Consider the following 24,899-nt stretch of genomic DNA (forward strand, 5'->3'; position numbering starts at 1 on the left):
TCTCACAGAGGGCGGTGATTTGTGGGTGTGGACAATCATGCGCCGGACGGACGCGCCGCGCGCCCGGGTTGTCTAGGGTCTACGCCATGACGGACGGCTGGCCGGACGGCCGGACACGTAAGGAGGGCGGCCGCGTGGCGCGCAGCAGAGACCACTCCGCACGCGCGGAGCACCACCACGCCGCCTACGGGCGGGACACCTACGAGGACCCGTACGACGACCCGTACGCAGGCGACCAGCTCGCCGGGGGACGGGTCGAGCAGGGCGGCCCCTACGGCGGCGCGCCCTACCGGCGGCGGCGCCGGCGGCGCTGGCCGCGCGTGCTCGGCGCCCTGCTGGCCGTGCTCCTGGTGGTCGTCGTCGGCGGCTACTTCTACCTGGACTCCCGGCTGAAGCGCGAGTCGGTCCTCGTCGACTACCCGGGCCGGGTCGCCGACACCCCGGGCACGAACTGGCTGATCGTCGGGTCCGACAGCCGCGAGGGCCTGTCCAAGGACGACCAGAAGCGCCTCGCGACCGGATTCGCCTCCGGGCGCCGCACCGACTCGATGATGCTGCTGCACTACGGCTCCGGCGGGACGTCGCTCATCAGCCTGCCGCGCGACTCCTACCTCCCGATCCCCGGGCACGGCTCGAACAAGCTGAACGCCGCCTTCGCCTTCGGCGGCCCCAAGCTGCTCGTCCAGACCGTGGAGAAGGCCACCGGGCTGCACATCGACCACTACGCCGAGATCGGCTTCGGCGGCTTCGTGGGCGTCGTGGACGCCGTCGGCGGCGTCGACATCTGCGTCAAGGAGAACATCAAGGACCGCAAGGCCGGGCTGAACCTCAAGGCCGGGTGCCAGACGCTGAACGGCGGCCAGGCGCTCGGCTACGTCCGGACCCGCGCCTTCGCCCGCGCCGACCTCGAACGCGTGGAGCACCAGCGGCAGTTCTTCGGCGCGCTGATGAAGAAGGCGACGAGCCCCGGCACGATGCTCAACCCGTTCCGCAGCGTCCCGCTGGCCATGAACGCCACCAGCAACTTCCTGGTGGACGACGGCGACCACCTGTACGACCTGGTCCGCATGATGTGGGCGATGAAGGGCGTCAGCGGCGGGAGCGGCGTGACGACCACCGTCCCGATCGGCGGCAGCGGCAGCTCGGCCGCTGCGGGCTCCTACATCACGTGGGACAGGTCCAAGGCGTCCACGCTGTTCGGCGCGCTGAAGCAGGACCAGGAGATCCCGCCGAACGTCATCACGAAGTGACGGGCAGCGCCCGGCGCGGAGTGACGGGTCGGGCGCTGCAATAGAGTCGGGGCATGTCCGAAGCGACGCCAGACGGCGGGAACCTGGACGAGTTGACGTCCAAGGAGCTGTACGAGCGAGCGATGGGTCTCGCCAAGGAGCGGCACGACGTCGGCTTCCTGTGGGACCTGCTGCGCGCCATCCCGGCCGCCGCGGCGGCCACGGGTGAGGTCGACCGGGCCGAGTTCGACCTCTTCCACGGCCTGTCGCTGCTGGAGGAGTTCACGCACGCCGGAGAGGGCGAGATGGCGGACGCGCTGCGGCCCTTCTACATCGACTACCTCGCCCGGCACGCCAAGGGGACCTGACCCGCCCTTTGTCCCCTCTTGATCTCTCATCGGCCACCCTGGGGAATCACGGAGAGTAAGTGATCCAGTGCAGAGGGTGGTCGTAGTGAACAAGAAGTACATGAAGGTCGCCGCCATCGCCTTCGTGGCGTGGTACGTCATCAGCCGCCCCCAGGGGGCGGCGCACCTCGTCAACAACGCACTGAGCGGGCTCGGGAACGCCGCCGAGTCGTTGTCGCAGTTCATGAGCGCCATTCCGAACTGACGGCCGGCTCTCCGGCGCCATCCCCCGCCGGTGCGGGGGTTCTCAACGGGACGCCACCAAGCGGTTGCCCGCGCGTCACAGTAAAATCGCGCTTTGCGGGCAGACGCGGCGGGGCACAATGGGATCGGGTCGATTGTGTCGCGCGCTACAAACAGGGACGGCGTTACGGATGAAGAAGAACCTCCGCTATGTGGCGATCGCCTTCGTCATCTTCTACTTGCTGAGCTCACCGACGGATGCGGCAGGAGTGGTCAACAACGCCTTCGACCAGCTGGGGAACGCGGGCAACCAGCTCGCCGCCTTCGTGAACGCCTTGGGCAAGTGACGGGCGCCCTGGGCGCGTGAGCGCGGCCGGCGGCGCGGGCACCCCGGCCGCCGCCGGCATCGACGGCGTGGACGGGGCCGATCCGCGGAGCGATCTCCTAGGATCGGCCACATGTCTGTCTTCGACGTAGAGATCGAGGCCCTGCGGGGCGGACCCGCGGACCTCGGGCAGTACCGGGGCAAGGCCGTGCTGATCGTCAATGTCGCCTCCAAGTGCGGCCTCACTCCGCAGTACTCCGGCCTGGAGAAGCTGCAGGAGACGTACGCCGGACGCGGTTTCACCGTCCTCGGCGTCCCCTGCAACCAGTTCATGGGCCAGGAGCCCGGCAGCTCCGAGGAGATCGCCGAGTTCTGCTCGACGACCTACGGGGTCACCTTCCCGATGACCGAGAAGGTCGAGGTCAACGGCGAGGGCCGCCACCCGCTGTACCGCGAGCTCGTCGACGTCCCGGACGCCGAGGGCCACACCGGCGACATCCGCTGGAACTTCGAGAAGTTCCTGATCGCCCCGGACGGCGCCGTCGCGGCGCGCTTCGCGCCCCAGACCGAGCCGGAGTCCGCCGAGGTCGTCGCCGCCATCGAGAAGACCCTCCCGGCCTGACCACCCGCTCCCCGCGCCGGGCCGCGTCCCCGCGCACGGGCCGCGTCCCCGCGCACGGGCCGCGTCCCCGCACACGGGCCGCGTCCCGTGTAGGGACCGCCTCCCGCGCACGGGCCGCGTCCCGTGCAGGGACCGCCTCCCGCGCACGGACAGGGTCCGTGCGCGGGTTCGGCATGCGCGGAGCGCAGACGTGCTCTGGGGCGGCCTCCCGGTCAGTGACGAGGGGACTGCGCGGGCGTGGTCTCGGCGAGCGGGGGCATGCGTCCGGGTGTGAATCGCGCCACAGCGCGGAGGCGTTGCCTCCTATTCGATGGCGCGTCTAGCTTGTGGGTTCGCGATATGACGTGGAGGTGCCCCCATGGGCGGATGGACGGCCCGCGACATCCCGGATCTGCGCGGGCGGCGGGCGATCGTGACCGGCGCCAACAGCGGCATCGGCTACCACACCGCGCTCCAGCTCGCGCGGCACGGCGCCTCCGTGGTGCTGGCCTGCCGCAGCGCCGAGCGCGGCCAGGCCGCCGTCGAGCGGATGAAGGCCGCCGCGCCGGACTCCGATCTCGTCCTCGCCTCCCTGGACCTCGCCGACCTGGCGTCCGTCCGGGACTTCGCGTCCCGGCACGGCGAGGCCCCGCTCGACATCCTGGTCAACAACGCCGGGGTCATGGCGATCCCGCGCCGCCCCACCGCCGACGGCTTCGAGATGCAGTTCGGCACCAACCACCTGGGCCACTTCGCGCTGACCGGGCTCCTGCTTCCCGCGCTGCGCGCCGCCCCGTCCGCCCGCGTCGTGACCGTCACCTCGGCCTTCGCCTGGACGGGCCGCCTCGACTTCGACGACCTGCAGGGCGAGCGCCGGTACCGCAAGTGGGCGGCCTACGGCCAGGCCAAGCTCGCCAACCTCGTCTTCGCCAAGGAACTGGACCGGCGCGTCCCCGAGGTGACCAGCGTCGCCGCCCACCCCGGGTACGCCGCGACGAACCTCCAGCAGACGGGGCCGCGCATGCAGGGCAGCAGCCTCATGGAGAAGGCCACGGGACTCGGCAACGCGGTGTTCGCGCAGTCCGCCGCCGCGGGCGCGCTCCCGTCCCTCTACGCCGCGACGGCGCCGGACGTGCGCGGCGGCGCCTGCTACGGGCCCCGCCTGTTCCAGTACCGCGGCGCCCCGGCCAAGGTCGCCACGCCCAAGCAGGCGGACCAGCCCGGCCTGGGCGAGCGCCTCTGGGAGGTGTCCGAGGCCCTCACGGGCGTCACCTACGCCGAGACGCCCGCCTAGCGCGGCAGGTGGTCACGGACCCCGGGTGATGTCCCAGTCGAGGGTGGCGGGGACGGAGCCTTCGAGGGTGAGGAGCCAGCGCTTGACCTCCACGCCGGAGCCGCCGCTGTAGCCGCCGAGGCCGTTCGAGGCGACGACGCGGTGGCACGGGACGATCAGGGGGATCGGGTTGCTTCCCATCACCTGGCCGATGACCTGGGCGTGGACGCCGGTGCCGCTGCGCTCTCCCAGCTCGCCGTAGGTCAGGACCCGCCCGTACGGGACGGTCTCGTACAGCGTCGAGAGCACCTGCCGCTGGACGTCGGACGTGAGCCGCCAGTCGATGGGCAGTTCGAAGTGCTTCAGGTCGCCGGCGAAGTAGTCGCGCAGCGCCGCCAGGGCGGGGGCCAGGCGGCCGGGGGCGTCCACGACCGGCAGCCCGGCCGCCTTGGCGGTGCGGGCTCGGGCGGCCGGGGTGTCGTGGAAGTGGAGCGCGACGACGCCCGTCTCGGTCTCGGCGACGAGCAGGCGGCCGAGCACGGTGTCGACCGTGCCGAACGCAAGGGTCTCGGTCATTGTTCAGCGCTCCTTCCCGCCGGGCTCAGCGTCCCATATCGGACCGGCGCTTCCGTCAACACCGGTACTCGGGTCAACACCGCCGCGGGCCCTCACGTTGCGAGCGTGCGGTGCAGGCGGGCGGACTCCTTCACCAGGCGGCTGGAGCCGCCGCGCGCCGCGACGTCCTGGACGGCCGGGATCACGCCCCTGGCGCCGGTCGCCTCCGCCAGGCGGGTCGCCAGGGCGAGGAGGTCGGGCATGCCGGTCGCGGCGCGCTCGCCGGGGGCGGGCAGCGCGTGCGGGAGCGCCGCGGCGAGGATCGTCCAGACGTCGGAGTGCCCGCCGCCGTCGGCGGCGGCCGTGAGGGCCTTGACGGCTCGGGGGAGGACGAGGCGCTTCAGCGCGGCGAGGCGTCCGAGGGCCGTTCCCGTCTCGGCGGCGGGCAGGGCGCCCCGGGCGCTGAGGACGAGGAGCGCCTCGACCGCGTCGGCGCGCTCGTTCTCGCTCCGGTGGGCGAGCACGTGGGCGAGCAGCGTCCCGGTGGCCGCGCCCGTGGGCCCGTCGGCCTCCGCCAGGTCGAGCATGACGGCGCCCTGGTCCAGGTCGATCTCGTCCGTTCCCGGCAGGTGGGGGACGAGATGCGCGGCGGCCACCTCGCGGTGGGACGGCAGGACCGACGGCCAGAAGACCCTGGACTTGAAGCGGCCGGGCGTCCCGAAGTCCGTCCAGCCGGCTTCGGGGAAGGCGCACAGGTGGGCGATGTCGGAGTCGCCGGCGACCTCCACCGTGGACAGGACCCGGCTCGGCAGCCGCATCGTCCGGCCGCGGACGCTCGCGAGGGGCTCGTCGAGGACCGCGCACTCGACGGCGGGGTCGGCGAGCCCGCCGCCCGCCAGCCACGCCGCGAGGGTCTGGCCGGCCTTGGACTCCAGCCGTCCCGCGCGCGCCGCGGCGGCCGGGTCGATCTCGCGGGGCACGCGCAGCATCGCCTGCATCAGGTCGGCGCGCCCCGGCTCGGCGCCCGCCGCCTCGATCCTCTCGAGCCGCGCGACCAGGACGCCGGGGTCGACGTGGCCGCTGCCCTCGGTCGGGGTCGCGAGGAGGACGGGCACCTTCCCCACCGCGGACGCGATCTCGTGCCTGCGCAGGGTGAGGAAGCGCTCGATCTGCGGCTCGAAGACCGTCCCGGCCTTGCGCGACCGCCCCTTCAGCAGGGAGGCGAGCGCCTCGACAAGGCCGTGCGACCTCGGCGGACGCAGGAGGCTCTGCACCGGGAACGCGATCCAGCTCGCCCGGACATGGGTGCGCCAATACCCGTGGTCATCGCCGTCCAGGATCCAGTGCGCGAGGTCGGCGGCGGTTTTCCGGAGCGCCGCGCGCGTCCCCTCCGGGTCGCGGTAGGCGAACTCGACGAGCGCGGCCAGGAAGCGTTCGGACGTGCGCCACTCCTCGCCGGCCCGCGACAGGACCGCGAACTCCTCGGCCAGTTCGGCGAGGGAGCCGATGGGGGCCGGTGCCTCGCGCGGGGTGAAGGGCGGCGGGCCGGGGAACGGCTCGGGAGCGGCCGCCGCCTCGACCTCGCCGAACGCCCCCGCGATCGGCTCGCGCAGCACGGCCGGCAGGTCGACGGCGGCGGCGCGGATCTCCTCGTGGACGGCCTCGCTCGCGTGGCCCGCGTGCCTGACCGCGATCGCCATGGCGCGTTCGCGCAGGTCGAGCGTGTCCGAGGCGAAGACGGCCGGGACGGCGCGCAGCGTGGCGTCGACCCGGCCGCGCTTGCGGGCCGTGCGGTCGAGCCAGGTCAGCGCGGCCTGGACGAGCTTCTTCTCGGGCCGGAACAGCAGCGCGCCCGCGGCCTCGTCGAACAGCCCGGCGTCGAGGCGCCCCAGGTCGTCGGCCCGGCGGACCTGGCGCAGGGCGAGGCCGGCGACGGTCGAGGGCGCGGCCGGGAGCAGGCGGACGTAGTCGCGCGCGCGGGCGGCCGTCTCGTCGTCGGTCGGCTCCAGGGCGTCGTGCAGCGCGATGAACCAGCGCAGGTCGCGGGCGGTGCCGCCGCGAAGGAAGCGGCTGACGCAGCCGTCCAGCAGGCTGGTGCGGTCAAGCCGCCCGGCTCGGGCCATGGCGGCAAGGGTGCCGGCCCAGGTGACCTTGCGCGCCTTGTCCCACCGGAGTCTCGCCTCGTCCTCGGCGAGGGCGCCGCCAACGGCATCGACCTCGAACAGCCTCGGGGCGAGCACGTCGAGGAACGGGTCGTCGGCCCGGGGAAGGGCGCGCCCGGTCACCCAGCCGACGACGAAACCGTCTGAGTCCGGTACGGTCCCGGCCGATTCGGCCAGGGCCGCCGCGATGTGCCACTGTGCCCGCTCGCCGCCGGACACGCGGATGCGGGCGGCGACGCGGTGGGCGACGTCGGCGCGCCATTCGTCCGGGCGCGCGGCGGTGACCGCGCACAGGGCCCCGCGGAAGTCGGCGAAGTCGTCCCGGGTCCACCACAGCCGCAGCTCCCGGCGGCACAGCCACGCGGCCGCGGCCGCGGCACCGCCGAACGTGCCCGCCCCGAGGACCAGCAGCGGCCCGAACGTCTCGCGGTCCAGCCAGCCGTACTCCGTCGCGGCGCGCATCGCCTTCAGCCGGTCGGGCAGGTCCTTCGCGACGGCGCGGCGGCCGGCTTCGTCGAGCTCGCCGACCAGGCGCACCGTCTGCGCCAGGTCGCCGGCGTCGATCGCCTTCTGGAAGTCGTCCGGGGCCCTCATCGGACGGCCTCCACAGCGCTCTCGCGGCGGACGATCCGGGCGGCGAGGACGTGCTTGCACGGGCCGCGCTCGCCCCGATGGTCGTACCACCACGGGCATGTGCAGGTGGCACGGTCGCCGTCGAAGCGGACCCGGCGCTCGCCTCCGTTGCTGAGGACGACCGCCGCGTCCTCGGCGGTGAACCGCACCGCGCCCTCCGCGACCAGCGCGCGCGCCGAACGCAGCCGCGGGTTGAGGTCGGCCACCCGCGCCGGGTCGTAGGGCAGTTCGCGATGGAAGAACGCGGCCTCGGCGGCGTCGAAGCCGACGCGGCCGGACGTCCCGAGCTGGACCAGCGCCGCCTTCGTCCGCGCGGGGGTGAGCCCCGACCGCTCGGCCAGCAGGCCCGGCTCCACCCGCGGCTCGAAGGACAGCAGCGCGCCGAGCAGGTCGGCGTCCGCCGCCGCCTCGTCGGTCGAGACGGCGTCCAGCACGGCGCCCTCCCCGGAGAAGCCGCGCGAGTGCTGCGGCGACAGCGTCAGGACGTACCGCATGCCGGGCAGCTCCAGCTCCCAGACGCTCGTCACCGGTCCGCTCCGGGCGGTGACGGGCGGCCCGTAGACGCGCAGCGCCTTCGCGAAGCGCAGCAGCGGCTGCATCGTCCGGAGCCGGTCGGGTCCGGCCAGGCAGACCGCGCCGGGGGACGGGCGCGCCGCGACCCGCAGCGTCCGGCCCGCCGGGACCGCCCACAGCGGCTCGCGCCCCCCGCGCGGCAGCGACCGCAGGAACCGCACCGCGTCGGCCGCGCTCAGCTCCCCGCGCGGGTCGAACCCGGCCGTGATGACCTGGACCTCGGCGAAGCCCCGGAGCCAGCGGTCGGGCAGCGGGACCTTCTTCTCCACCACGGCCCCGTCCAGCGTGGTGACGGCCATCTCCCCGGCGCCGACCGCCAGGTGCAGCGGATCGGACCCGCCCACCCGGGCGAGCGCCTCGCGCAGGGGCCCGTTCACGTCCACGTTCGTCGTGCCGCGCTCGTGGACCTCGCCGTCCAGTGCCGGTTGGAGGACGTCCAGCCGCGCGTACACGCCGCCGCAGGCGGAGAAGGACTCCATCCGGATCCGGTCGCCGCTGCACGTGACGACCGGATCCCGGAACGCGGTGGGACGCGGCTGGTGGTACCTCGTCTGGGCGACGTCGGCCAGCGCGAGCAGGCCGGCCGCCGCGGGCGCCGCCTGCGTCAGCACGCCGCTGAAGAAGTGCGGGTTCGCCTGCGGCCCGCTGCTCGTCGTCCCGCCGGACGTGGAGAGCCCCAGGAGCCCCTCGTCCAGGCCGGACGGCCTCGTGTACCGGTACGACTGCGCGGCCCCTGCCGCCACCGTGCTGCTCGCCATGCCGGGAAACGTAGGGCTAAGTACCGACAAATCAGAGCGGATCCGCGATCAGGGGAGCTGACCGGGGAAGAGCAGCGCCAGCTCCCGCGGGTAGGCGGCGATGAGGCGGAGCTCGTCGTCGGTCAGGGGACGGCCCGTCTGGGCGTTGCAGAGCTGGACGAGCTGGAAGGCGAGGTCCTCGTCGGCGGGCTCGGCGCCGAGGCCGTCCATCACGTGCCGGAAGCCCGCCTTGCCGCCGTACTCGCCGGTCAGCACGACGCGTCCGGGACGGGCGTGCCAGTCCGCCGGGAAGGGGCCGAGGGTCGCCTCGTCGTACAGCTCGTAGTTGCCGTGGTCCTTCAACGCGCCGTCGGCGTGGATGCCGGACTCGTGCGCGAACGCGTTCCGCCCGACGCCGACCTGGTTGTAGGGGAGCGGCTGGCCGAACGCGTAGCTCGCCCACAGCGCGAACCGCCGCGCCCACGCCAGGTCGATCGGATCGCCGAACTCGGCGCGCCCCTCAAGGCCGAAGCCGTGCCGGAACGCGAGGATCGTCGACAGCAGGTCGGCGTTGCCCGAACGCTCGCCGATGCCGTTCACGCACGTGTTGATCCAGGCGTCCTGCCCGGCCTCCAGGTCGCCGAGCGCGCCGCTGACGGAGTTGGCGACGGCCATGCCGAGGTCGTTGTGGCAGTGGGTCTCGACCGGCATCGCCGTGGCGGAGGCGAGCTCGGCGAAGCGCTCCCTGATGCGCTCCGGCGTGTCGCCGCCGATCGTGTCGCAGTACCGGACGCGGTCGGCGCCGGCCTCCTTCGCGGCGAGCGCGAACTCGGTGAGGAACCCGTCGTCGGTGCGCGAGCCGTCCTCGGCGTTGACCCCGACCGTCCGCGCGCCGCCAGCCTTGGCCGCGCGGACCGCCGCGACCGTCTCCCGGATGATCGCGTCGCGGTCGAGCCGGCCCCGGAACTTGTTGGCGATCATGTAGTCGGACGTCGAGATGGACAGGTTGTAGTGCGCGAGCCCGGTCTCCCCGGCCCGCACCCGCACGGCCTTCTCGACGTCCGCGGGGACGCCCCGGCACCACCCCGACAGGCGCAGGTCCCCGAACGCGCCCGCCTCGGCCAGGGCGATCTGCGCCCGGACGTAGGGGACCTCGTGGAACAGGAACGGGAAGCCGATCTCCGACTGCGCCACGCCCAGCCGTCCCAGGTAGAAGTTGACCATCGTCTTGCCGAACTTGGACAGGCCCGTCCGGGCCGTCTGGACGCCGTCGCGGTTGGTGACGTCCAGGAAGTGAATCTGTGGCATGGCCTCAGATTGACACCGGCAACGATATGTATCAATATTGATGAAAATCAATATTCGGGGAGCGGGATGGCGGAGGAAGAGCAGCTCAGCGGGTGGATCGACGCCAAGGCGGCGGCCGAACGCCTCGGTGTGAAGCCCGCCACGCTGTACGCGTACGTGAGCCGGGGCGTCCTGCGGCGCAGGCACGCGCCGGACGGCCGCCGGAGCCTGTTCGACGCCGCCCAGGTGGAGGAGCTCGCCAGGCGCGGCAGGCCCCGCCGCCCGCCCGGCCCCGGCGAGCTGGCGATCGAGTCGGCGATCACCGCGCTCGGCGCCGACCGGCACTACTACCGGGGCCGCGACGTCCTGGAGATGGCCGGGAGCCGGGCGTTCGAGGACGTCGCCGGATGGCTGTGGCACGGCCGCGACGCCTGCGAGGAGCCCTGGCGGGCCAGGGCGGACGGCGTCGCCGCCGCCGTCGCGGCCCAGTCCGGGCTGCCGCCGGACCTCCTTCCGCTCGACCGGCTCCACCTGATCGTCGCCGCGCTCGCCGCGACCGATCCGCTGCGCCACCACCTCGACCCCGAGGGCGTCACCGCGACCGGCCGGGCGCTGATCGCCGGTCTCGTCGAGGCCCTGCCCGCCGCGAACCGGGCCCCCGGCGCCGAGCGCGTCGCCGAGCGGCTCTGGAACCGGCTGTGCCCGCGCCCGCCCGAGGACGCCGGGCTGCTGCGCGCCTTCGAGGCCGCCATGATCCTGCTGGCCGACCACGAACTGGCCGCGTCCACGGTCGCGGCGCGGGTCGCCGCGTCCGTGCGCGCCGACCCCTACGCGGTCGTCGCGTCCGGCCTCGGGGTCCTGAGCGGGCCGCTGCACGGCGGCGCCTCCTACGGCGCGGAACGCCTGCTCGCCGAGGTCTCCGACCCGGCGTCGGCGTCCCGCGCGATCGGGGAGCGGCTGCGCGGCGGCGAGCGCGTGCCCGGGTTCGGGCACGCCGTCTACAAGTCCGGCGACGGGCGCGCCGCGCTGCTGATGGACCTCGTCCGCGCCGCGGCGCCCGGCCACGACCGGCTCGCCGCCGCGGAGGCCGTCCTAGACGAGGCCGCCCGGCGCCGCCTCCCCGCACCCAACGTCGACTTCTCCCTGGCGACGCTCGGCGCGGTCGCGGGGCTCGTCCCGGGGGCCGGCGAGGCCGTCTTCGCCGTCGCCCGCACCGCCGGCTGGCTCGCGCACGCGCTGGAGGAGTACGGCCGGCGCGGCCCGCTGCGCCCCCGCGCGGTCTACACGGGACCGGAGCCGTCCTGATCGTCCGCGCGCCGGAGCGGGGCCGGGGACGCGGTTCGCGCGGGCGGGGGTAGGCTCGTTGACGTGCGACGGTTCCTCACCCCAGGCTGGCTCGGGCTGCACGCGCTCGCGATCGTGCTGTGCGGCGCGTTCATCGGCTTCGGCTGGTGGCAGTTCGACCGCGCCCAGGGCGGCAACGACCGCAGCTGGGCCTACACGTTCGAGTGGCCGATCTTCGCGATCTTCGTGATCGTGATGTGGGTCAAGATGATCCGGGACGAGCGCGCCGGAGTGCGGCCCGCCCCGCAGACCATCGAGGAGCCCGCGGAGGCCGAGGTCAAGCGGGAGATCATCCGGCAGCAGGAGGAAGAGGACCCCGCGCTCGCGGCCTACAACCGCTACCTCGCGCGGCTCAACTCCGAGAGCCGCGGGCGCGGCTGACCCGCGTCCCGCACACCCCGCCCCGATGGGCCGCTGAACGAAAGGTGCGTTTGCTGTGGAAGGCGCGGTGACCAGGTACCGGATCCTGGCGCTGGTGGTCGGCACCCTGCTGGTGCTGCTGACGATCGGCATGATCCTCAAGTACGGGCCCACCGACATGCCGGCGCTCGCGGGCATCGTGGCGCCCGTCCACGGCTTCCTCTACATGGTCTACCTGGTGGCCGCCTTCGACCTGTGGCGGCGCACGGGCTGGCCGCTGAGCCGGATGGTCGTGATCGTGCTCGGCGGGGTGGTGCCGCTGATGACCTTCTTCGTCGAGCGCAGCGTGGTCCGCGACGCGCGGGCGCTGCGGCCCGCGGAGGCCGAGGCGAAGGTCTGACCGTCCCCGGGGACTGGTGCGCGGCCGCTCCGTCGCCTAATGTTTGACTCAGTCAAACGTTAGGAGGGGCGGGTATGAAGGCGACCCGGGAGGACGTCGGCACGGTCCGCGCGTTCAACCGCTTCTACACCGGCGTCATCGGGGTCCTCGGCGAGGGACTCGTCCGCTCGCCGTACTCGCTCACCGAGGCGCGCGTGATCTTCGAGCTGGCGCAGCGGGAGGACAGCGAGGTGCTGGCCCTGCGCCGCGCCCTCGACCTCGACGCCGGCTACCTCAGCCGGATGCTGGCCCGGTTCGAGGCCGACGGGCTCGTCGCGCGCGAGCGCGCGCCCGGGGACGCCCGGCGCCAGATCGTCCGGCTCACCCCGCGCGGCCGCGAGGTGTTCGCCATGCTGGACGAGCGCTCCATCGCCGAGATCCGCGAGATGCTGGACGGGCTGGACCCGGCCGACCGCCGCCGCCTGCTCGCCGCGATGCGCACCGTCCAGGACGTCCTCGGGGAGCGTCCGCGCCGGGACGGCTTCGTCCTGCGGTCGCTGCGCCCCGGCGACCTCGGCTGGGTGGTGGAGCGCAACGGCGCCCTCTACGACGTCGAGTGCGGCTGGGACCGCACCTACGAGGCCCTCGTCGCCTCCGTCGTCGCCGACTACGTGCGCGGGCACGACCCGGAGAGGGAGAACGCCTGGATCGCCGAGTCGGGAGGGGAGCGGCTGGGCGCGGTGTTCTGCGTCCGCCGTGAGGACGACGTCGCGCAGCTCCGGCTGCTGCACGTCGAACCGGAGGCCCGAGGCACGGGCGTCGGGGCGGCGCTGGTCGCCGCGTGCGTGGACTTCGCCGCCGCGGCGGGCTACGCCGAGATCATGCTGTGGACGACGGCGCTCCAGCGTCCCGCGCACCGCCTCTACGAGCGCGCCGGGTTCGTCCTGGAGGAGCAGGAGCCGCCGGTGGAGCGCTTCGGCGACGTCGTGCACGGCCAGGTCTGGCGCAAGAAGCTGTGAGCGGGGCCCGTGGAGTGTGTCGCTCCTCCACGGGCCCTGCTCCGCAGCGATCCCTTACTGCGTAGGGCGGCCGGGACGGGGGTCGGACGGAGTACCGGCCGCCTGGGTTCACCGGCGCAACGCCGGTTCGGATCCGCTCTGGTTCCCACCTCCTTTCCACGCCGCGCCGGACGCGGGCGCTCGCCCGGCGCTCGGGGGAGGGCGCCTGCGCGGCGCCCGGAAGCCTGCGGCCGGACCGGCGGCGCGGCCCACCGCCGCGGCCGGTCCGGCCGGTGGGGGCGCCGGTGCCGCGGGGGCGGGCGGCACCGGGCCCAGGGGAGGACGTCGGCGCGGAGCCGGTCCGGTACGGCCGAGGACCCGAGGTGTGTCGCCGCGCTCCGCCTCCGCGGCCGCCGCTGGGGGGCGGTGCCGGCCGCGGAGCGGTACGTCGCGAACGTTCTCGGCCGTACGGACCGGGCCGCGCGGGGAAGGGGCCGCGGAGACGGCCCGGGTCGCGCACTCGCTGCGTCGCATCCGCCGCCTCCCGCCTGTCGACCTGGGGCTTTGCCGCCCCGATGACCCTGTCGTTCACCCTGCGTCACGATCTCGTTGCGTTAGGTACCCCCGCGTCATGCGCGCGTAAACCGGCACCCGGGCAAAGAATCAGGATCGCGAAGGCGCCTTTGCCTCGGCGTTGCCCCGCAGGCCCGCGGGGGCAGTCCGGTGCGCCAGGTGCCGGGCGAGCGCAAGGCAGGCCAGGAGGGCGACGAGCACGCACACGCCCGTCCAGCCGAACCGGGTGCAGGCCTGGGCGCCGAGCCACGACCCGGTGCTGCCGCCGAGGAAGGCGCAGGTCATGTACGCGGTGTTGATGCGGCTGCGGGCGTCCGGGCGCAACGCGAAGATCCGCGCCTGGTTCGCGATCATGCCGGACTGCATCGCGACGTCCAGCAGCAGCGTCCCGGCCCCGAGCGCCACGAGCCCCGGCGCGCCCCCGAGTCCGCCCAGCGCCAGGACGCCGGTGGACGCGATCGTCCCGAGGATCGCGACGAGGGTGACCGGTTCCGGGCCGCGCCGGTCGACCCGGCGTCCCGCGACGGGCGTCGCGACCATGGTGGCCGCGCTGACCAGTGCCAGGAGGCCGACCGCCTGGACGCCGAGCCCGTACGCCGGGCCGGTCAGGTACAGCGCGACGCCCGTCCAGACGGCCTGGAAGCCGCCGAAGACCGTCGCCTGGTAGAAGCACGACCGCCGCAGCTCGGGCTCCTCGCGCAGCAGCCGCAGCGGCGCGGCCAGCAGCGCCGGATACGACTGCCGCGACGGCGGGACGGTCGCCGGCAGCGCGACGGCCAGCGCGGCCGCGATCGCCAGCGTGGCGGCCGCGGCGATCAGGTACGGGGCCCGCCAGCCGAGCCACTCGGCGGCGAACCCGCCGAACGTCCGGGCCAGCAGGATGCCGCCGATCGAGCCGGCCAGCAGCGTTCCCATGACCGCGCCGCGCCGGTCCTCGGCCGCTAGCCCGGCCGCCATCGGCGCGATGACCTGGGCGACCACGGTCGCGACCCCGACCACGGCGCTCGCGCCGACCAGCACCGCGAGCCCGGGCGCGGCCGCCGCGCAGAGCAGCGCCGCGCCGGTGACGGCGAGCATCGCCACGATCAGCGGACGGTGCGGGAACCGGTCCCCGAGCGGCACGAGCAGGAAGATCCCGGCCGCGTACCCGAACTGCGCCGCGGTCACCACCAGCGCGGCCGAGTCGGGCGGCACGCCCAGTCCGGCCGCCGCCAGCGGACTGACCGCCTGCGGAAAGTAGATGTTCCCCACGGCGACGCCGCAGGTCAGAGCCAGAAGGAAGATCACTCGGCGGCCGAGAGGGGCGTGCGCCGAGGGCAGGGAAGAAGACAAGGATGCTCCACGTCGAGTCGACGCCCGCGCGTGATCCGCGCAGGCGGGAACCGCGGGGCCGAACCCCCGCGCGGGAACCGTCCCGGCGTCGTGGAGCGGTGCCGGCCTCTAGGCCGCCGCGCCCTTCGCCGCCGGGACGCCGGTCGTGGCCTTGCCGTTAGCGGTGTACACGCGCGACCTCCCGAAGCGCACCCAAGATCTCCGCGCCGACCCTCGCACGCCCCCGTCCCTTCCGCAAGCGGTTTTCCGTCGGGAAGTCGTGGGGCTCGCGATCGGGGCGGGAGCGGTTCAGCGGGGGACCGCGACGAGGGCTATCGGGAGGCCGTTGCGGCGGAAGTCGACCAGGGGCCGCAGCAGCTGGAGTCGGCCGTCGTGCACGGCCGTTTCGTAACGGCCGCAGAAGTCGCGCCGGTAGCCGCCGGCCGAGACCTTCTGGCAGGCGACCGGTCCGCCGTCCAGGTTCAGGGCGAGGCGGAGGCCGAGTCCCGACCGGGGGAGGAACGCGGCGAGCGAGGGCAGGGAGAAGTAGGCGTCCCGGGTGGTGCCGACGATGATCCGCCCGGCGCCGTCCTGTCCGAGGAAGCTGCGGTTGGCCAGCCATCGCTCGTCCTGGCCGCCGGTCCGGCCGTGCCCGTCCGCTCCCAGCAGCATCGGGTAGGAGACCATGGCCTGGCTCGCGCCTTCGGTGACCCGCCGCCAGTCCGTGCCGGTGAGGTCCGCCAGGCGGGCGCCGCCCGGCCCGCCGACCACGAACGCTCCGTGCCTCGCCTGGTAGGACGCGGGGCCGAGCCGGCGCCCGTCGCTGACGACGGGGGTGTCCGGGCTCCCGTCGCGGGCGTAGTAGCTGCCGTTGACGACCAGGGCCGCTCCGGTGGCCTCCATCCAGTCGCCGACCTCCCGGTCGCCGGCCGGGCGGCTCAGCACCCGGAACCGGTGGCGGGCCGGGTCGATCCTGGTGAGCAGCAGGGCGTCCACGGGCCGCCCGCCCACCCGGACGGGCAACTCGGCGACGTCCAGTCCCGCGGCGGCCTGGCGCCAGCGCACCGGTTCGGGCGCGTCGGGCGTGCGCCGCCCGGCCAGCGACAACCGGATGCCGGGGGACAGCCGGGAATCGTCCGGAGCGACGTCGACCCAGATGCTGGCGCCCCGGCGCAGCATCACGTTGACGCCGTACCAGCCCCCGGCCTTCCCGTACGCCACGGCCACGGCCGCCGACACCGCGAGGACGGGGGCCAGGGCCAGCGACACACCCCACCGCCACCCCCGCCCCCACCGCCACGGCCGCAGGAATCTGGTCTTGATCATGCGAGTTACGACGTTCGCCCTTTACAACCGGTTCGCGATCGCACGGCGGCGTGCCCGCGCCAGGGGCGGACGGGGCGGCGCGGGTGATCGCTGAGAGCGAACGTTGCTGCGGAAACAAATTGGTGCTCCGTTTTCTTGAGTGAGTATGACTCAACCCGTGGTTGGGTCGGTCTACTGACTTGGAGCTGAGCATGAGCGAGACCCTGACGCTGCCGGTGCTGCCCCTCGACGACGGGGTCGTTCTGCCCGGCATGGTGGTGCCCCTGGACCTGTCGGAGAGCGGCGAGGTCCGGGCCGCCGTCGAGGCCGCGCGGGCGGTGGCGCAGGCCAAGGGGCCGGGCATCCGGTCGGCGGCCAAGCCGCGGGTGCTGCTGGTGCCCAGGTTGAACGGGCAGTACGCCGGCATCGGCACGCTCGGTGTGATCGAGCAGGAGGGGCGGCTGCCCGGCGGCGAGCCGGGCGCGGTCGTCCGCGGCGTGCAGCGGGTGCGGATCGGCATCGGGACGACCGGGCCGGGCGCGGCGCTGTGGGTCGAGGGGACGCCGGTCGACACGCCGCCCGCCTCCGGGCGCGCGCAGGAGCTGGCGAAGGAGTACAAGGGGCTGGTCAGCGCGATCCTGCAGAAGCGGGGCGCCTGGCAGGTCGTGGACGTCGTGCAGCAGATCGACGACCCGTCCACGCTGGCCGACAACGCCGGGTACGCGCCGTACCTCACCGACGAGCAGAAGATCGAGGTCCTGGAGACCGTCGACCTCGTGGAGCGGCTCACCCTGGTGATCGGGTGGACGCGCGACCACCTCGCCGAGCTGGACGTGGCGGAGACCATCCGCAAGGACGTCCAGGAGGGCATGGAGAAGACGCAGCGCGAGTTCCTGCTGCGCCAGCAGCAGGAGGCCATCCGCAAGGAGCTGGCCGAGCTGAACGGCGACCCGGCCGACGAGGAGGACGACTACCGGGCCCGGATCGAGGCCGCGAACCTCCCCGAGAAGGTGCGCGAGGCGGCGCTGAAGGAGGTCGACAAGCTGGAGCGGTCGTCCGACGCCTCGCCCGAGGGCGGCTGGATCCGCACCTGGCTGGACACCGTCCTCGACATCCCCTGGAACGAGCGGACCGAGGACGCCTACGACATCGCGGGCGCGCGGGAGATCCTCGACGCCGACCACGCGGGCCTCGACGACGTCAAGGAGCGCATCGTCGAGTACCTGGCCGTGCGCAAGCGGCGCGAGGAGCGCGGCCTGGGCGTCGTGGGCGGGCGCAGGAGCGGCGCGGTGCTGGCGCTGACCGGCCCTCCCGGCGTCGGCAAGACGTCCCTGGGCGAGTCGGTCGCGCGGGCCATGGGCCGCGAGTTCGTGCGGGTCGCTCTGGGCGGCGTCCGTGACGAGGCCGAGATCCGGGGTCACCGCCGCACGTACGTGGGCGCGCTTCCGGGACGCATCGTCCGCGCCATCCGCGAGGCGGGGACGATGAACCCCGTCGTCCTGCTGGACGAGGTCGACAAGGTCGGCGCCGACTACCGCGGCGACCCGACCGCGGCGCTGCTGGAGGTCCTCGACCCCGAGCAGAACCACACCTTCCGGGACCACTACCTGGAGGTCGAGCTCGACCTGAGCGACGTGCTGTTCCTCGCCACCGCGAACGTGGTGGAGGCGATCCCCGGGCCGCTGCTCGACCGGATGGAGCTGGTGGAGCTGGACGGCTACACCGAGCACGAGAAGGTCACGATCGCCCGCGACCACCTGCTGCCGCGCCAGCTCGACAAGGCCGGCATGGAGGCGTCGGAGGTGGCCTTCGGCGACGACGCGCTGCGGCTGCTGGCGGCCGAGTACACCCGGGAGGCCGGCGTCCGGTCCCTGGACCGCTCGATCGCGCGGGTGCTGCGCAAGGTCGCGGCCAACGTCGCGCTCGGCAAGTCGGCGCTGCCCGTCCGGATCGGCGCGGCGGACCTGAAGGACTACCTCGGCCGGCCGCGGTTCACCCCGGAGGTCGAGCTGAGCAGGAACGAGCGCCGCACCGGCGTGCCGGGCGTGGCGACGGGCCTCGCGGTCACCGGCGCGGGCGGCGACGTCCTCTACATCGAGGCGTCGCTGGCCGACCGGGAGACGGGCGACACCGGCGTGACGCTCACCGGCCAGCTCGGCGACGTCATGAAGGAGTCGGCCCGGATCGCGCTCAGCTACCTGCGCTCGCGCGGCGCGGAGCTGGAGCTGCCGGTCGGCGACCTGAAGGACCGCGGCGTGCACGTCCACGTGCCCGCCGGCGCGATCCCGAAGGACGGCCCGAGCGCGGGCATCACGATGACGACGGCGCTCGCGTCGCTGCTGTCGGGCCGGCCGGTGCGCTCGGACGTGGCGATGACCGGCGAGGTGTCGCTGACCGGGCGGGTGCTGCCGATCGGCGGCCTGAAGCAGAAGCTGCTGGCCGCGTCGCGGCTCGGCATCACCACCGCGATCGTGCCGAAGCGCAACGAGCCGGACCTCGAGGACGTCCCGGCCGAGGTGCTCGAGAAGATGACGGTGTTCGCCGTCAGCGACGTCCGCGAGGTGCTGGACCTGGCCCTGGAGCCCGCCACCACCGCGGTCGCCGCCTGATCGGAGCGGAGCGCACGCCCGCGCCGGGTTCGTCCCGGCGCGGGCGTTTCCGTGTCATGCGGGCATTTCGGCATAAATGGACCATCCGGTCATTCCAAAACCCGCGGGCATGCATGGACCGCGGCGATCTGGGGAGACCGCGCCGAGTGTTGGTGGAAATGTGGCAGCCCGCAGCGGCGGGCGAGAGGGTCCCCTGGTACGTCGTCGCCCTGCGCGTGGTGGTCGTGATCATCGCGTTGGGCTTCCTTGGTGTTTTCTTCTACTTCGCCTTCAAGCTCACTCTGACCCCCGTCCGGGACAACGGCCAGGCCGGCGGGAACACCGATCCCGGCCGATCGCTCCGGTTCTATATGGACCAGCCCATCAAGGACGCGCTCCTCCAGGTGGGCGGCAACGTGATCCTCCTGGCGCCGCTCGGCGTGCTCCTGCCCCTGGTCTGGACGTCCCTCCGCGGCCCGGTACGGCTGGCCCTGGTGAGCGGCATGCTCTCGCTGGCCATCGAGACGGTGCAGGGCGCGTTCGTGATGGGACGGGCCTTCGACGTGGACGACGTCATCCTCAACGTCGCCGGTGTCGTGCTCGCCTATCTGCTCATCGGACGGCGGCTTTCCCTGACCCTCCGCGGCCGTTAGCGCGGGGTCAGGCGGAAGACCCTCAGCTGCCGTTCCGTGCGCTCCACATAGCGGTCGTAGACGGGCCAGACGGCGATGAGGCGGGGCCAGACCTCCTTGCGCTCGACGTCGTCCAGGAGGTGGGCGGTGACGGGGACGGAGCGGCCCTGGAAACTGACCTCGGCTTCCGGGTTCTTCAGGAGGTTGCCCGTCCAGGCGGGGTGCTTCTCGCGACCGAAATTGGAGCCGACGACGTACCAGCCGCCCTCCCGGTCGGGCAGGCAGGCGAGCGGAGTCTGCCGGGGGAGCCCGCTGACGGCGCCGGTCGTCGTCAGCACGAGGCTGGGCACGAGGAGCTGGCCGAGCAGCAGTCGTCCTCCGGTGAGCCTGTGCAGCGTCCGGTCGACGGGCGGGACGACCTTGGGCCCCACCTTGGAGAACCACTCGGAGCCCGAGACCCGGTGGAAGACGGGTCCGAACGTGCGCTGGACGAGTGTCGGCATCGGGGCCTCCTTGGCGGCGAGCCGTCCGGCCCGGCGCGGGTTCAGGTGTCCGCTCTCGGCCAGCCAGCGCAGGCCGTCGGCGACGGTCTCCTCGACGGGGCGCAGCGCGAGGCCGAGCGCGTCCAGGACGGGACGGTCGTCGGTCGGCACCAGCGTGACCATGAACTCGGCGGCGTCCCGGGTGAGCGGGTAGTCGAAGCGGCGGACGCGCTTGGCAGCGTCCAGGGCGGAGCCCAGCGCGAGCATGGCGCGGCTGGGGACGCGGACGCGGCGGCACCGCACCCCGGTGAGCCGGTCGCACAGGTCGGCGTACTGCGGCCAGGTCAGGTAGTGGCCGCCGAGCACCCAGCGGCTCGGCCCCTGCCGGGCCTCCACGGAACGTGCCAACGCCTCGCCCAGGTCGCGGACGTCGAGGACCGAGACGCCGCCGCCCGGAAGCGGCCACACCTTGCCGAGCGCGGCGGCGAGGCCCTCCATCAGCGCGTCCAGCGTCGGCTGGTTCGGGCCGCACACGCCGCCGGGGTAGACGATGGTGACCGGAGCGCCGTCCTCCTGGAGGCCGCGCACGTAGCGTTCGGCCGCGAGCTTGGACCTGCCGTAGTCGGTCCGCGGGCTCGCCAGGGCGTCCCTCGCGGTGATGACCGGGCCGGACGGCGGGACGAACACCGCGACCGTCGACACGTGGACCACCGGGGCCAGGCCCTGGGCGACGGCCCCGCCGACCACGTTGCGCGTGCCCTGGACGTTCACCTTCACGAGGTCGCCCGCGCCGCCGGTCACCCCGATCGCCGCGGCGGCGTGGATCGCGGCGTCGCAGCCCCGCAGCGCCTCGGCCACGCGGTCCTCGTCGAGCATGTCCCCGCGGACGAGTTCCACGTCCCGGGCGTCGACGCCCACCGCGCGCAGGACCTTGGCCGCCTTCTCCGGGTCGCGGACCAGCGCGCGCGGCCGGTGCCCGGCGTCGAGCAGGGCGCGCACGGCATGGGACCCGACGAATCCGGAGGCGCCGGTGACGAAGATCCGCATAGGGCAAAACTAGCGCTTGGTATGACCCCCGCGACAGCCGGAGTCCCGAGTACCCGGCTCGGTTTCGGACAACTCCATTACCGGAGAGGCGGACAGCCGGGGCGTTGACGCTTCTGGAACGCTCCATCAGACTCGGTGTCTCCACCTGACGGCCGACCGGGAGGGGATCGATGAGGATCGGACTGGCCGGCGCGGGGCGCATTGGTGCGCGCCACGCCGCCGCGCTGCGAGAGTTGCCCGAGGTGGAGGCGGTGGTCGTCGCGGACGCCGACCCGCGCCGCGCCCGCGACCTCGCCGCGCGACTGGGCGGGGGGCGGCCCGAGGTCACCGCCCTGGACGCCGTCGACGGCCTCTTCTCCGCCGGACTGGACGGCCTGGTCGTCGCGGCGGCCACGGACGCGCACGCGGGCCTGGTGGAGCGGGCCGTGGCCGCGCGAACTCCCGTCTTCTGCGAGAAACCGCTCGCCTCCGATCTAAATGGAACGTTCCAAATCGTCCATGCGGCAGCCGCCGCCGACGTGCCGGTGCAGGTCGGGTTCCAGCGCCGGTTCGACGCGGGGAACGCGGCGGCGCGCGACGCCCTGGCGTCCGGGCGGCTCGGCTGGCTGCACACCGTCCGGTCGTGCAGCTTCGACCCGGCGCCCCCGCCGGCCGAGTACGTCCCCGCGTCCGGCGGGCTGTTCCGCGACTGCCTCATCCACGACCTGGACCTCATCCGGTTCGTCACGGGCCGCGAGGTCGTCCGCGTGATGGCCGCCGGCGCCAACCGGGGCGACGACTTCTTCCGCGAGGCCGGCGACGTCGACACCGGCTCCGCCCTGCTCATCCTGGACGACGGGACGCTGGGCCAGGTCTCGGCCACCCGCTACAACGCCGCCGGATACGACGCCCGGCTGGAGCTGTTCGGGTCCAAGGACAGCGTCATCGCCGGCCTGGACGACCGGACGCCCGCGACCGCGCTTCCGGACGGGGACCAGCCCAAGGCCCCCTACGCCGGTTTCATGGAGCGCTTCTCCGACGCCTACGACGCAGAGCTGCGGGCCTTCGCGGACGTCGTGGCGGGCCGCCGCGCCAACCCGTGCCCTCCGGAGGAGGCGCTGGAGGCGTTCTACCTCGCCGAGGCGTGCGAGCTGTCCATGCGGCAGGGCCGGATCGTCGGCGTCGAGGAGGTGCGGCGGTGAGGGTCGCCGGGGCCCCGATCTCCTGGGGCGTGTGCGAGGTGCCCGGCTGGGGCCACCAGATGGAACCGGGCCGAGTGCTCGCCGAGATGCACGACCTCGGTCTCGCGGCGACCGAACTGGGGCCGGACGGCTTCCTCCCCAGGGCCGCGCAAGAGCGGAACGAACTGCTGGCCTCGTTCGGGCTGGGCCTTGTAGGGGCGTTCGTACCAGTCGTGCTGCACGACTCCGACTTCGATCCGATGCCTGTGGTCGAGCGAGCCTTGGACGACATCGACGGTGTCCTCGTCCTGGCAGCCGCGACCGGCCTCGATGGATACGACGAGCGTCCCGTCCTCGATACCAAGGCGTGGTCGGTGCTGCTTGCGAACCTGGACGCGATCGCCGCGCGCGCCGCCGCCCGCGGCAGGCTCGTCACGCTGCACCCGCACGTCGGGACGGTCGTGGAGCGGCGCGACGAGGTCGAACGCGTGCTGGGCGGATGCAGCATCCCCCTCTGCCTCGACACAGGCCACCTGCTGGTCGGCGGTACCGATCCGGTGTGGCTGGCGCGTTTCGCGGCGCCGCGCATAGCGCACGTCCATCTCAAGGACGTGGACGTGGAGCTTGCCCAACGGGTCCTCCAGGGCGGCGTCACGTACACGAACGCGGTGCGGGACGGCTTGTACAGGCCGCTAGGGGAGGGCGACATCGACATCCCCGACATCATCCGCACCTTGGAGATCGCCGGTTACGAAGGCTGGTGGGTGATGGAGCAGGACACCGTCCTGACCGGCGAGCCCGCGCCGGGCGCCGGGCCGTACGGCGACGTCCGCCGGAGCCTCGACTACCTCGCCGGGGTGGCCCGATGACGTTCGACCTCATCACGATGGGGCGGGTCAGCGTCGACGTCTACCCGGACCAGGTGGGCACGCCGCTGGAGGACGTCGAATCGTTCGGCAAGTACCTCGGCGGCAGCCCGACCAACGTCGCCGTGGCGGCGGCCAGGTACGGCCGCAGCGCCGCCGTCATCACGCGCACGGGTGAGGACCCCTTCGGCCGGTTCGTCCACAAGGCGCTCCGCGGCTACGGCGTGGACGACCGGTACGTCACCGCCGTCCCCGGCCTGCCGACACCGCTTGCCTTCTGCGAGATCTTCCCGCCGGACGACTTCCCGCTGTACTTCTACCGCTACCCCAAGGCTCCCGACCTGGAGATCCGTCCGGACGAGCTGGACCTCGACGCGATCCGCTCGGCGCGCATCGTCTGGGCCACGGTCACGGGCCTTTCGCAGGAGCCGAGCCGGGAGGCGACCCTGAACGCGCTGGGGGAGCACCCCGGACAGACCGTCATCGACCTCGACTACAGGCCGATGCTGTGGGAGGACCCCTCAGAGGCTCCGCACTGGGCAGGACTTGCCTTGGAACGGGCGACGGTCGCCGTCGGGAACCTGGAGGAGTGCGAGGTCGCCGTGGGGGAGCGGGAGCCGCATGCCGCCGCCCGCGCGATCCTGGCCCGCGGCCCGGAACTCGCCATCGTGAAGATGGGTCCGGAAGGCGTCCTGGCGGCCACCGCCGACGAGGTGGTGGAGGTACCGCCGGTCAAGGTCGACGTGGTCAACGGACTCGGCGCCGGGGACGCGTTCGGCGGCGCCGTCTGCCACGGGCTCCTCGCCGGCTGGGGCCTGCGGCGGCTCATCGGGTTCGCGGGCGCCGCAGGGGCGATCGTCGCGTCCCGCATCGCCTGCTCCGACGCGATGCCCACCCAAGACGAGGTCGACGAACTGCTGAAGGAGCCGCGATGAAGTACCACCTGCCCGCCGGAACCGCCGCGGAGGCCCCGTACGGGCTGGTCGTCACCCCCGAGTCGGCGGGGTGGGCGTACTCGTCGCTGCGGGTGCTGGAGCTCCCGGAAGGCGGGTCGCACGAGTTCGGCTCCGGCGAGTTCGAGATGATCGTCCTGCCGCTGGCGGGGTCGTGCGTGGTCGAGTGCGACGGTGAGAGGTTCGCCCTGGAGGGGCGCGAGGACGTCTTCGCCCGGGTCAGCGACTTCGCCTACGTGCCGCGCGACGCGCGGGTGACGGTGCGGGGGCACGGGCGGTTCGCGCTGGCGGGCGCCCGGTGCGAGCGGCGGCTCGCGCCGCGCTACGGGCCCGCGGAGGCGGTTCCGGTCGAGCTGCGGGGCGCCGGGTCGGCGAGCCGGCAGGTCAACAACTTCGGGACGCCGGAGGGGTTCCCGTTCGCCGAGAAGCTGATCGCGTGCGAGGTGCTCACGCCGGCGGGCTGCTGGTCGTCGTTCCCGCCGCACAAGCACGACGAGCAGACGGCGGACGAGGCCGTCCTGGAGGAGATCTACTACTTCGAGGTCGCCCGGGACGGCATGGCCTACCAGCGCGTCTACGGGTCGCCGGGACGTCCGATCGACGTGCTGGCGGAGGTCCGCAGCGGCGACGCCGTGCTGATCCCGCACGGCTGGCACGGCCCGTCGATGGCTCCGCCGGGGCACGACCTGTACTACCTGAACGTGATGGCCGGGCCGTCGCCGGAACGCGCGTGGCGCATCTGCGACGACCCGGCGCACGCCTGGATCCGGGACACCTGGGAGGGGCAGCCGGTCGACCCGAGGCTGCCGCTCACCTCGGCGGAGGGACGTTCATGAGACTCACGGTGGCGCAGGCGCTGGTGCGTTTCCTGGCGGTGCAGTACAGCGAGCGTGATGGGGAGCGGCGGCGGTTCTTTGCCGGGTGTTTCGGGATTTT

Annotated in this window: 23 protein-coding genes; 16 read left to right on the forward strand and 7 right to left on the reverse strand. The window is 73.6% G+C overall.

Annotated elements, in window-relative coordinates:
* Nucleotides 1-134: 134 nt before the first annotated feature.
* The 6 genes from AB0C21_RS32650 (at nucleotide 135) to AB0C21_RS32675 (ending at nucleotide 4,039) form a co-directional block, all read left to right on the forward strand.
* Nucleotides 135-1,250 carry an LCP family protein gene (locus AB0C21_RS32650; protein WP_500209451.1) on the forward strand — a complete coding sequence of 372 codons (1,116 nt, stop codon included), beginning with the start codon at nucleotides 135-137 and terminating at the stop codon, nucleotides 1,248-1,250.
* A gap of 53 nt (nucleotides 1,251-1,303) precedes the next feature.
* Nucleotides 1,304-1,597, forward strand: a complete 294-nt coding sequence (locus AB0C21_RS32655) for a hypothetical protein (RefSeq protein ID WP_149265023.1) — start codon at nucleotides 1,304-1,306, stop codon at nucleotides 1,595-1,597.
* Between the two features lie 76 nt (nucleotides 1,598-1,673).
* Nucleotides 1,674-1,841, forward strand: coding sequence for a hypothetical protein (locus tag AB0C21_RS32660; protein WP_500209453.1), 168 nt, complete (start codon nucleotides 1,674-1,676; stop codon nucleotides 1,839-1,841).
* Between the two features lie 169 nt (nucleotides 1,842-2,010).
* On the forward strand, nucleotides 2,011-2,166 hold the full coding sequence (locus tag AB0C21_RS32665; RefSeq protein WP_433462616.1) for a hypothetical protein: 156 nt from the start codon (nucleotides 2,011-2,013) through the stop codon (nucleotides 2,164-2,166).
* 111 nt (nucleotides 2,167-2,277) lie between these two features.
* A complete protein-coding gene (locus tag AB0C21_RS32670) occupies nucleotides 2,278-2,766 on the forward strand; it encodes a glutathione peroxidase (protein ID WP_500209455.1) in 489 nt (162 codons plus the stop codon).
* Between the two features lie 358 nt (nucleotides 2,767-3,124).
* A complete protein-coding gene (locus AB0C21_RS32675) occupies nucleotides 3,125-4,039 on the forward strand; it encodes an oxidoreductase (protein WP_500209457.1) in 915 nt (304 codons plus the stop codon).
* 12 nt (nucleotides 4,040-4,051) lie between these two features.
* On the opposite strand, the gene AB0C21_RS32680 is transcribed toward AB0C21_RS32675, so the two are convergent.
* The 4 genes from AB0C21_RS32680 to AB0C21_RS32695 all read right to left on the reverse strand — a co-directional run bounded on the left by AB0C21_RS32680 (nucleotide 4,052) and on the right by AB0C21_RS32695 (nucleotide 9,986).
* Nucleotides 4,052-4,594: a methylated-DNA--[protein]-cysteine S-methyltransferase gene (locus AB0C21_RS32680; RefSeq protein ID WP_500209459.1), complete on the reverse strand. Its 543-nt coding sequence runs from the start codon at nucleotides 4,592-4,594 to the stop codon at nucleotides 4,052-4,054.
* A 92-nt stretch (nucleotides 4,595-4,686) separates the two neighbouring features.
* Nucleotides 4,687-7,329, reverse strand: a complete 2,643-nt coding sequence (locus tag AB0C21_RS32685; protein ID WP_500209461.1) for a DUF6493 family protein — start codon at nucleotides 7,327-7,329, stop codon at nucleotides 4,687-4,689.
* Nucleotides 7,326-8,699: an SWIM zinc finger family protein gene (locus AB0C21_RS32690; protein ID WP_500209462.1), complete on the reverse strand. Its 1,374-nt coding sequence runs from the start codon at nucleotides 8,697-8,699 to the stop codon at nucleotides 7,326-7,328. Before AB0C21_RS32690 ends, AB0C21_RS32685 begins: the two co-directional genes overlap by 4 nt.
* A 48-nt stretch (nucleotides 8,700-8,747) precedes the next feature.
* Nucleotides 8,748-9,986, reverse strand: coding sequence for a LeuA family protein (locus tag AB0C21_RS32695; protein ID WP_500209464.1), 1,239 nt, complete (start codon nucleotides 9,984-9,986; stop codon nucleotides 8,748-8,750).
* A gap of 66 nt (nucleotides 9,987-10,052) precedes the next feature.
* Here AB0C21_RS32695 and AB0C21_RS32700 point away from each other — a divergent pair, with 66 nt between their 5' ends.
* The 4 genes from AB0C21_RS32700 to AB0C21_RS32715 all read left to right on the forward strand — a co-directional run bounded on the left by AB0C21_RS32700 (nucleotide 10,053) and on the right by AB0C21_RS32715 (nucleotide 13,067).
* Nucleotides 10,053-11,270 (forward strand): citrate/2-methylcitrate synthase, encoded by a 1,218-nt coding sequence (locus AB0C21_RS32700; protein ID WP_500209466.1) that lies wholly within the window; start codon nucleotides 10,053-10,055, stop codon nucleotides 11,268-11,270.
* A gap of 63 nt (nucleotides 11,271-11,333) precedes the next feature.
* Nucleotides 11,334-11,690, forward strand: a complete 357-nt coding sequence (locus tag AB0C21_RS32705) for a hypothetical protein (protein ID WP_500209468.1) — start codon at nucleotides 11,334-11,336, stop codon at nucleotides 11,688-11,690.
* Nucleotides 11,691-11,745: 55 nt separating this feature from the next.
* Nucleotides 11,746-12,069 (forward strand): DUF3817 domain-containing protein, encoded by a 324-nt coding sequence (locus AB0C21_RS32710; RefSeq protein WP_149265032.1) that lies wholly within the window; start codon nucleotides 11,746-11,748, stop codon nucleotides 12,067-12,069.
* A gap of 74 nt (nucleotides 12,070-12,143) precedes the next feature.
* Nucleotides 12,144-13,067 carry a bifunctional helix-turn-helix transcriptional regulator/GNAT family N-acetyltransferase gene (locus AB0C21_RS32715; protein WP_500209470.1) on the forward strand — a complete coding sequence of 308 codons (924 nt, stop codon included), beginning with the start codon at nucleotides 12,144-12,146 and terminating at the stop codon, nucleotides 13,065-13,067.
* A gap of 642 nt (nucleotides 13,068-13,709) precedes the next feature.
* Here the strand turns inward: AB0C21_RS32715 and AB0C21_RS32720 are convergent.
* Both AB0C21_RS32720 and AB0C21_RS32725 read right to left on the reverse strand, forming a co-directional pair.
* Complete coding sequence (locus tag AB0C21_RS32720; protein ID WP_500209472.1) at nucleotides 13,710-14,951, reverse strand: MFS transporter; 1,242 nt, start codon at nucleotides 14,949-14,951, stop codon at nucleotides 13,710-13,712.
* 288 nt (nucleotides 14,952-15,239) lie between these two features.
* Nucleotides 15,240-16,256, reverse strand: a complete 1,017-nt coding sequence (locus AB0C21_RS32725) for a phosphodiester glycosidase family protein (protein WP_500209474.1) — start codon at nucleotides 16,254-16,256, stop codon at nucleotides 15,240-15,242.
* Between the two features lie 191 nt (nucleotides 16,257-16,447).
* Here AB0C21_RS32725 and lon point away from each other — a divergent pair, with 191 nt between their 5' ends.
* A complete protein-coding gene (gene lon / locus AB0C21_RS32730; protein ID WP_500209476.1) occupies nucleotides 16,448-18,844 on the forward strand; it encodes an endopeptidase La in 2,397 nt (798 codons plus the stop codon).
* Between the two features lie 158 nt (nucleotides 18,845-19,002).
* Entirely contained in the window at nucleotides 19,003-19,476 is a 474-nt protein-coding gene (locus AB0C21_RS32735; RefSeq protein WP_500209478.1) for a VanZ family protein, read from the forward strand.
* On the opposite strand, the gene AB0C21_RS32740 is transcribed toward AB0C21_RS32735, so the two are convergent.
* A complete protein-coding gene (locus tag AB0C21_RS32740) occupies nucleotides 19,473-20,984 on the reverse strand; it encodes a nitroreductase family deazaflavin-dependent oxidoreductase (RefSeq protein WP_500209479.1) in 1,512 nt (503 codons plus the stop codon). The genes AB0C21_RS32735 and AB0C21_RS32740 overlap by 4 nt on opposite strands.
* A 170-nt stretch (nucleotides 20,985-21,154) precedes the next feature.
* Here AB0C21_RS32740 and AB0C21_RS32745 point away from each other — a divergent pair, with 170 nt between their 5' ends.
* The 4 genes from AB0C21_RS32745 to iolB are packed head-to-tail and all read left to right on the forward strand — an operon-like array spanning nucleotide 21,155 to nucleotide 24,799.
* Nucleotides 21,155-22,165 (forward strand): Gfo/Idh/MocA family protein, encoded by a 1,011-nt coding sequence (locus AB0C21_RS32745; RefSeq protein ID WP_500209480.1) that lies wholly within the window; start codon nucleotides 21,155-21,157, stop codon nucleotides 22,163-22,165.
* On the forward strand, nucleotides 22,162-23,013 hold the full coding sequence (locus AB0C21_RS32750; protein WP_500209482.1) for a TIM barrel protein: 852 nt from the start codon (nucleotides 22,162-22,164) through the stop codon (nucleotides 23,011-23,013). The genes AB0C21_RS32745 and AB0C21_RS32750 overlap by 4 nt, the downstream gene beginning before the upstream one ends.
* Nucleotides 23,010-23,945 (forward strand): 5-dehydro-2-deoxygluconokinase, encoded by a 936-nt coding sequence (gene iolC, locus AB0C21_RS32755; RefSeq protein ID WP_500209484.1) that lies wholly within the window; start codon nucleotides 23,010-23,012, stop codon nucleotides 23,943-23,945. The genes AB0C21_RS32750 and iolC overlap by 4 nt, the downstream gene beginning before the upstream one ends.
* Nucleotides 23,942-24,799, forward strand: coding sequence for a 5-deoxy-glucuronate isomerase (iolB, locus tag AB0C21_RS32760; protein WP_500209486.1), 858 nt, complete (start codon nucleotides 23,942-23,944; stop codon nucleotides 24,797-24,799). Before iolC ends, iolB begins: the two co-directional genes overlap by 4 nt.
* Nucleotides 24,800-24,899 lie beyond the last annotated feature (100 nt).

Origin of the sequence: Spirillospora sp. NPDC049024 (assembly GCF_040649235.1) — a bacterium.
Classification (GTDB): Bacteria; Actinomycetota; Actinomycetes; order Streptosporangiales; family Streptosporangiaceae; genus Spirillospora.

Bases quoted from the DNA above. Each gene is read 5' to 3' on its own strand.
- AB0C21_RS32675 (WP_500209457.1), top strand. From the start codon at position 3,125: ATGGGCGGATGGACGGCCCGCGACATCCCGGATCTGCGCGGGCGGCGG.
- AB0C21_RS32735 (WP_500209478.1), top strand. From the start codon at position 19,003: ATGTGGCAGCCCGCAGCGGCGGGCGAGAGGGTCCCCTGGTACGTCGTC.
- iolB (WP_500209486.1), top strand. From the start codon at position 23,942: ATGAAGTACCACCTGCCCGCCGGAACCGCCGCGGAGGCCCCGTACGGG.
- AB0C21_RS32715 (WP_500209470.1), top strand. From the start codon at position 12,144: ATGAAGGCGACCCGGGAGGACGTCGGCACGGTCCGCGCGTTCAACCGC.
- iolC (WP_500209484.1), top strand. From the start codon at position 23,010: ATGACGTTCGACCTCATCACGATGGGGCGGGTCAGCGTCGACGTCTAC.
- AB0C21_RS32700 (WP_500209466.1), top strand. From the start codon at position 10,053: ATGGCGGAGGAAGAGCAGCTCAGCGGGTGGATCGACGCCAAGGCGGCG.
- AB0C21_RS32680 (WP_500209459.1), bottom strand. From the start codon at position 4,594: ATGACCGAGACCCTTGCGTTCGGCACGGTCGACACCGTGCTCGGCCGC.
- AB0C21_RS32745 (WP_500209480.1), top strand. From the start codon at position 21,155: ATGAGGATCGGACTGGCCGGCGCGGGGCGCATTGGTGCGCGCCACGCC.
- AB0C21_RS32670 (WP_500209455.1), top strand. From the start codon at position 2,278: ATGTCTGTCTTCGACGTAGAGATCGAGGCCCTGCGGGGCGGACCCGCG.
- AB0C21_RS32665 (WP_433462616.1), top strand. From the start codon at position 2,011: ATGAAGAAGAACCTCCGCTATGTGGCGATCGCCTTCGTCATCTTCTAC.
- AB0C21_RS32725 (WP_500209474.1), bottom strand. From the start codon at position 16,256: ATGATCAAGACCAGATTCCTGCGGCCGTGGCGGTGGGGGCGGGGGTGG.
- AB0C21_RS32685 (WP_500209461.1), bottom strand. From the start codon at position 7,329: ATGAGGGCCCCGGACGACTTCCAGAAGGCGATCGACGCCGGCGACCTG.
- AB0C21_RS32655 (WP_149265023.1), top strand. From the start codon at position 1,304: ATGTCCGAAGCGACGCCAGACGGCGGGAACCTGGACGAGTTGACGTCC.
- AB0C21_RS32740 (WP_500209479.1), bottom strand. From the start codon at position 20,984: ATGCGGATCTTCGTCACCGGCGCCTCCGGATTCGTCGGGTCCCATGCC.
- lon (WP_500209476.1), top strand. From the start codon at position 16,448: ATGAGCGAGACCCTGACGCTGCCGGTGCTGCCCCTCGACGACGGGGTC.
- AB0C21_RS32695 (WP_500209464.1), bottom strand. From the start codon at position 9,986: ATGCCACAGATTCACTTCCTGGACGTCACCAACCGCGACGGCGTCCAG.
- AB0C21_RS32690 (WP_500209462.1), bottom strand. From the start codon at position 8,699: ATGGCGAGCAGCACGGTGGCGGCAGGGGCCGCGCAGTCGTACCGGTAC.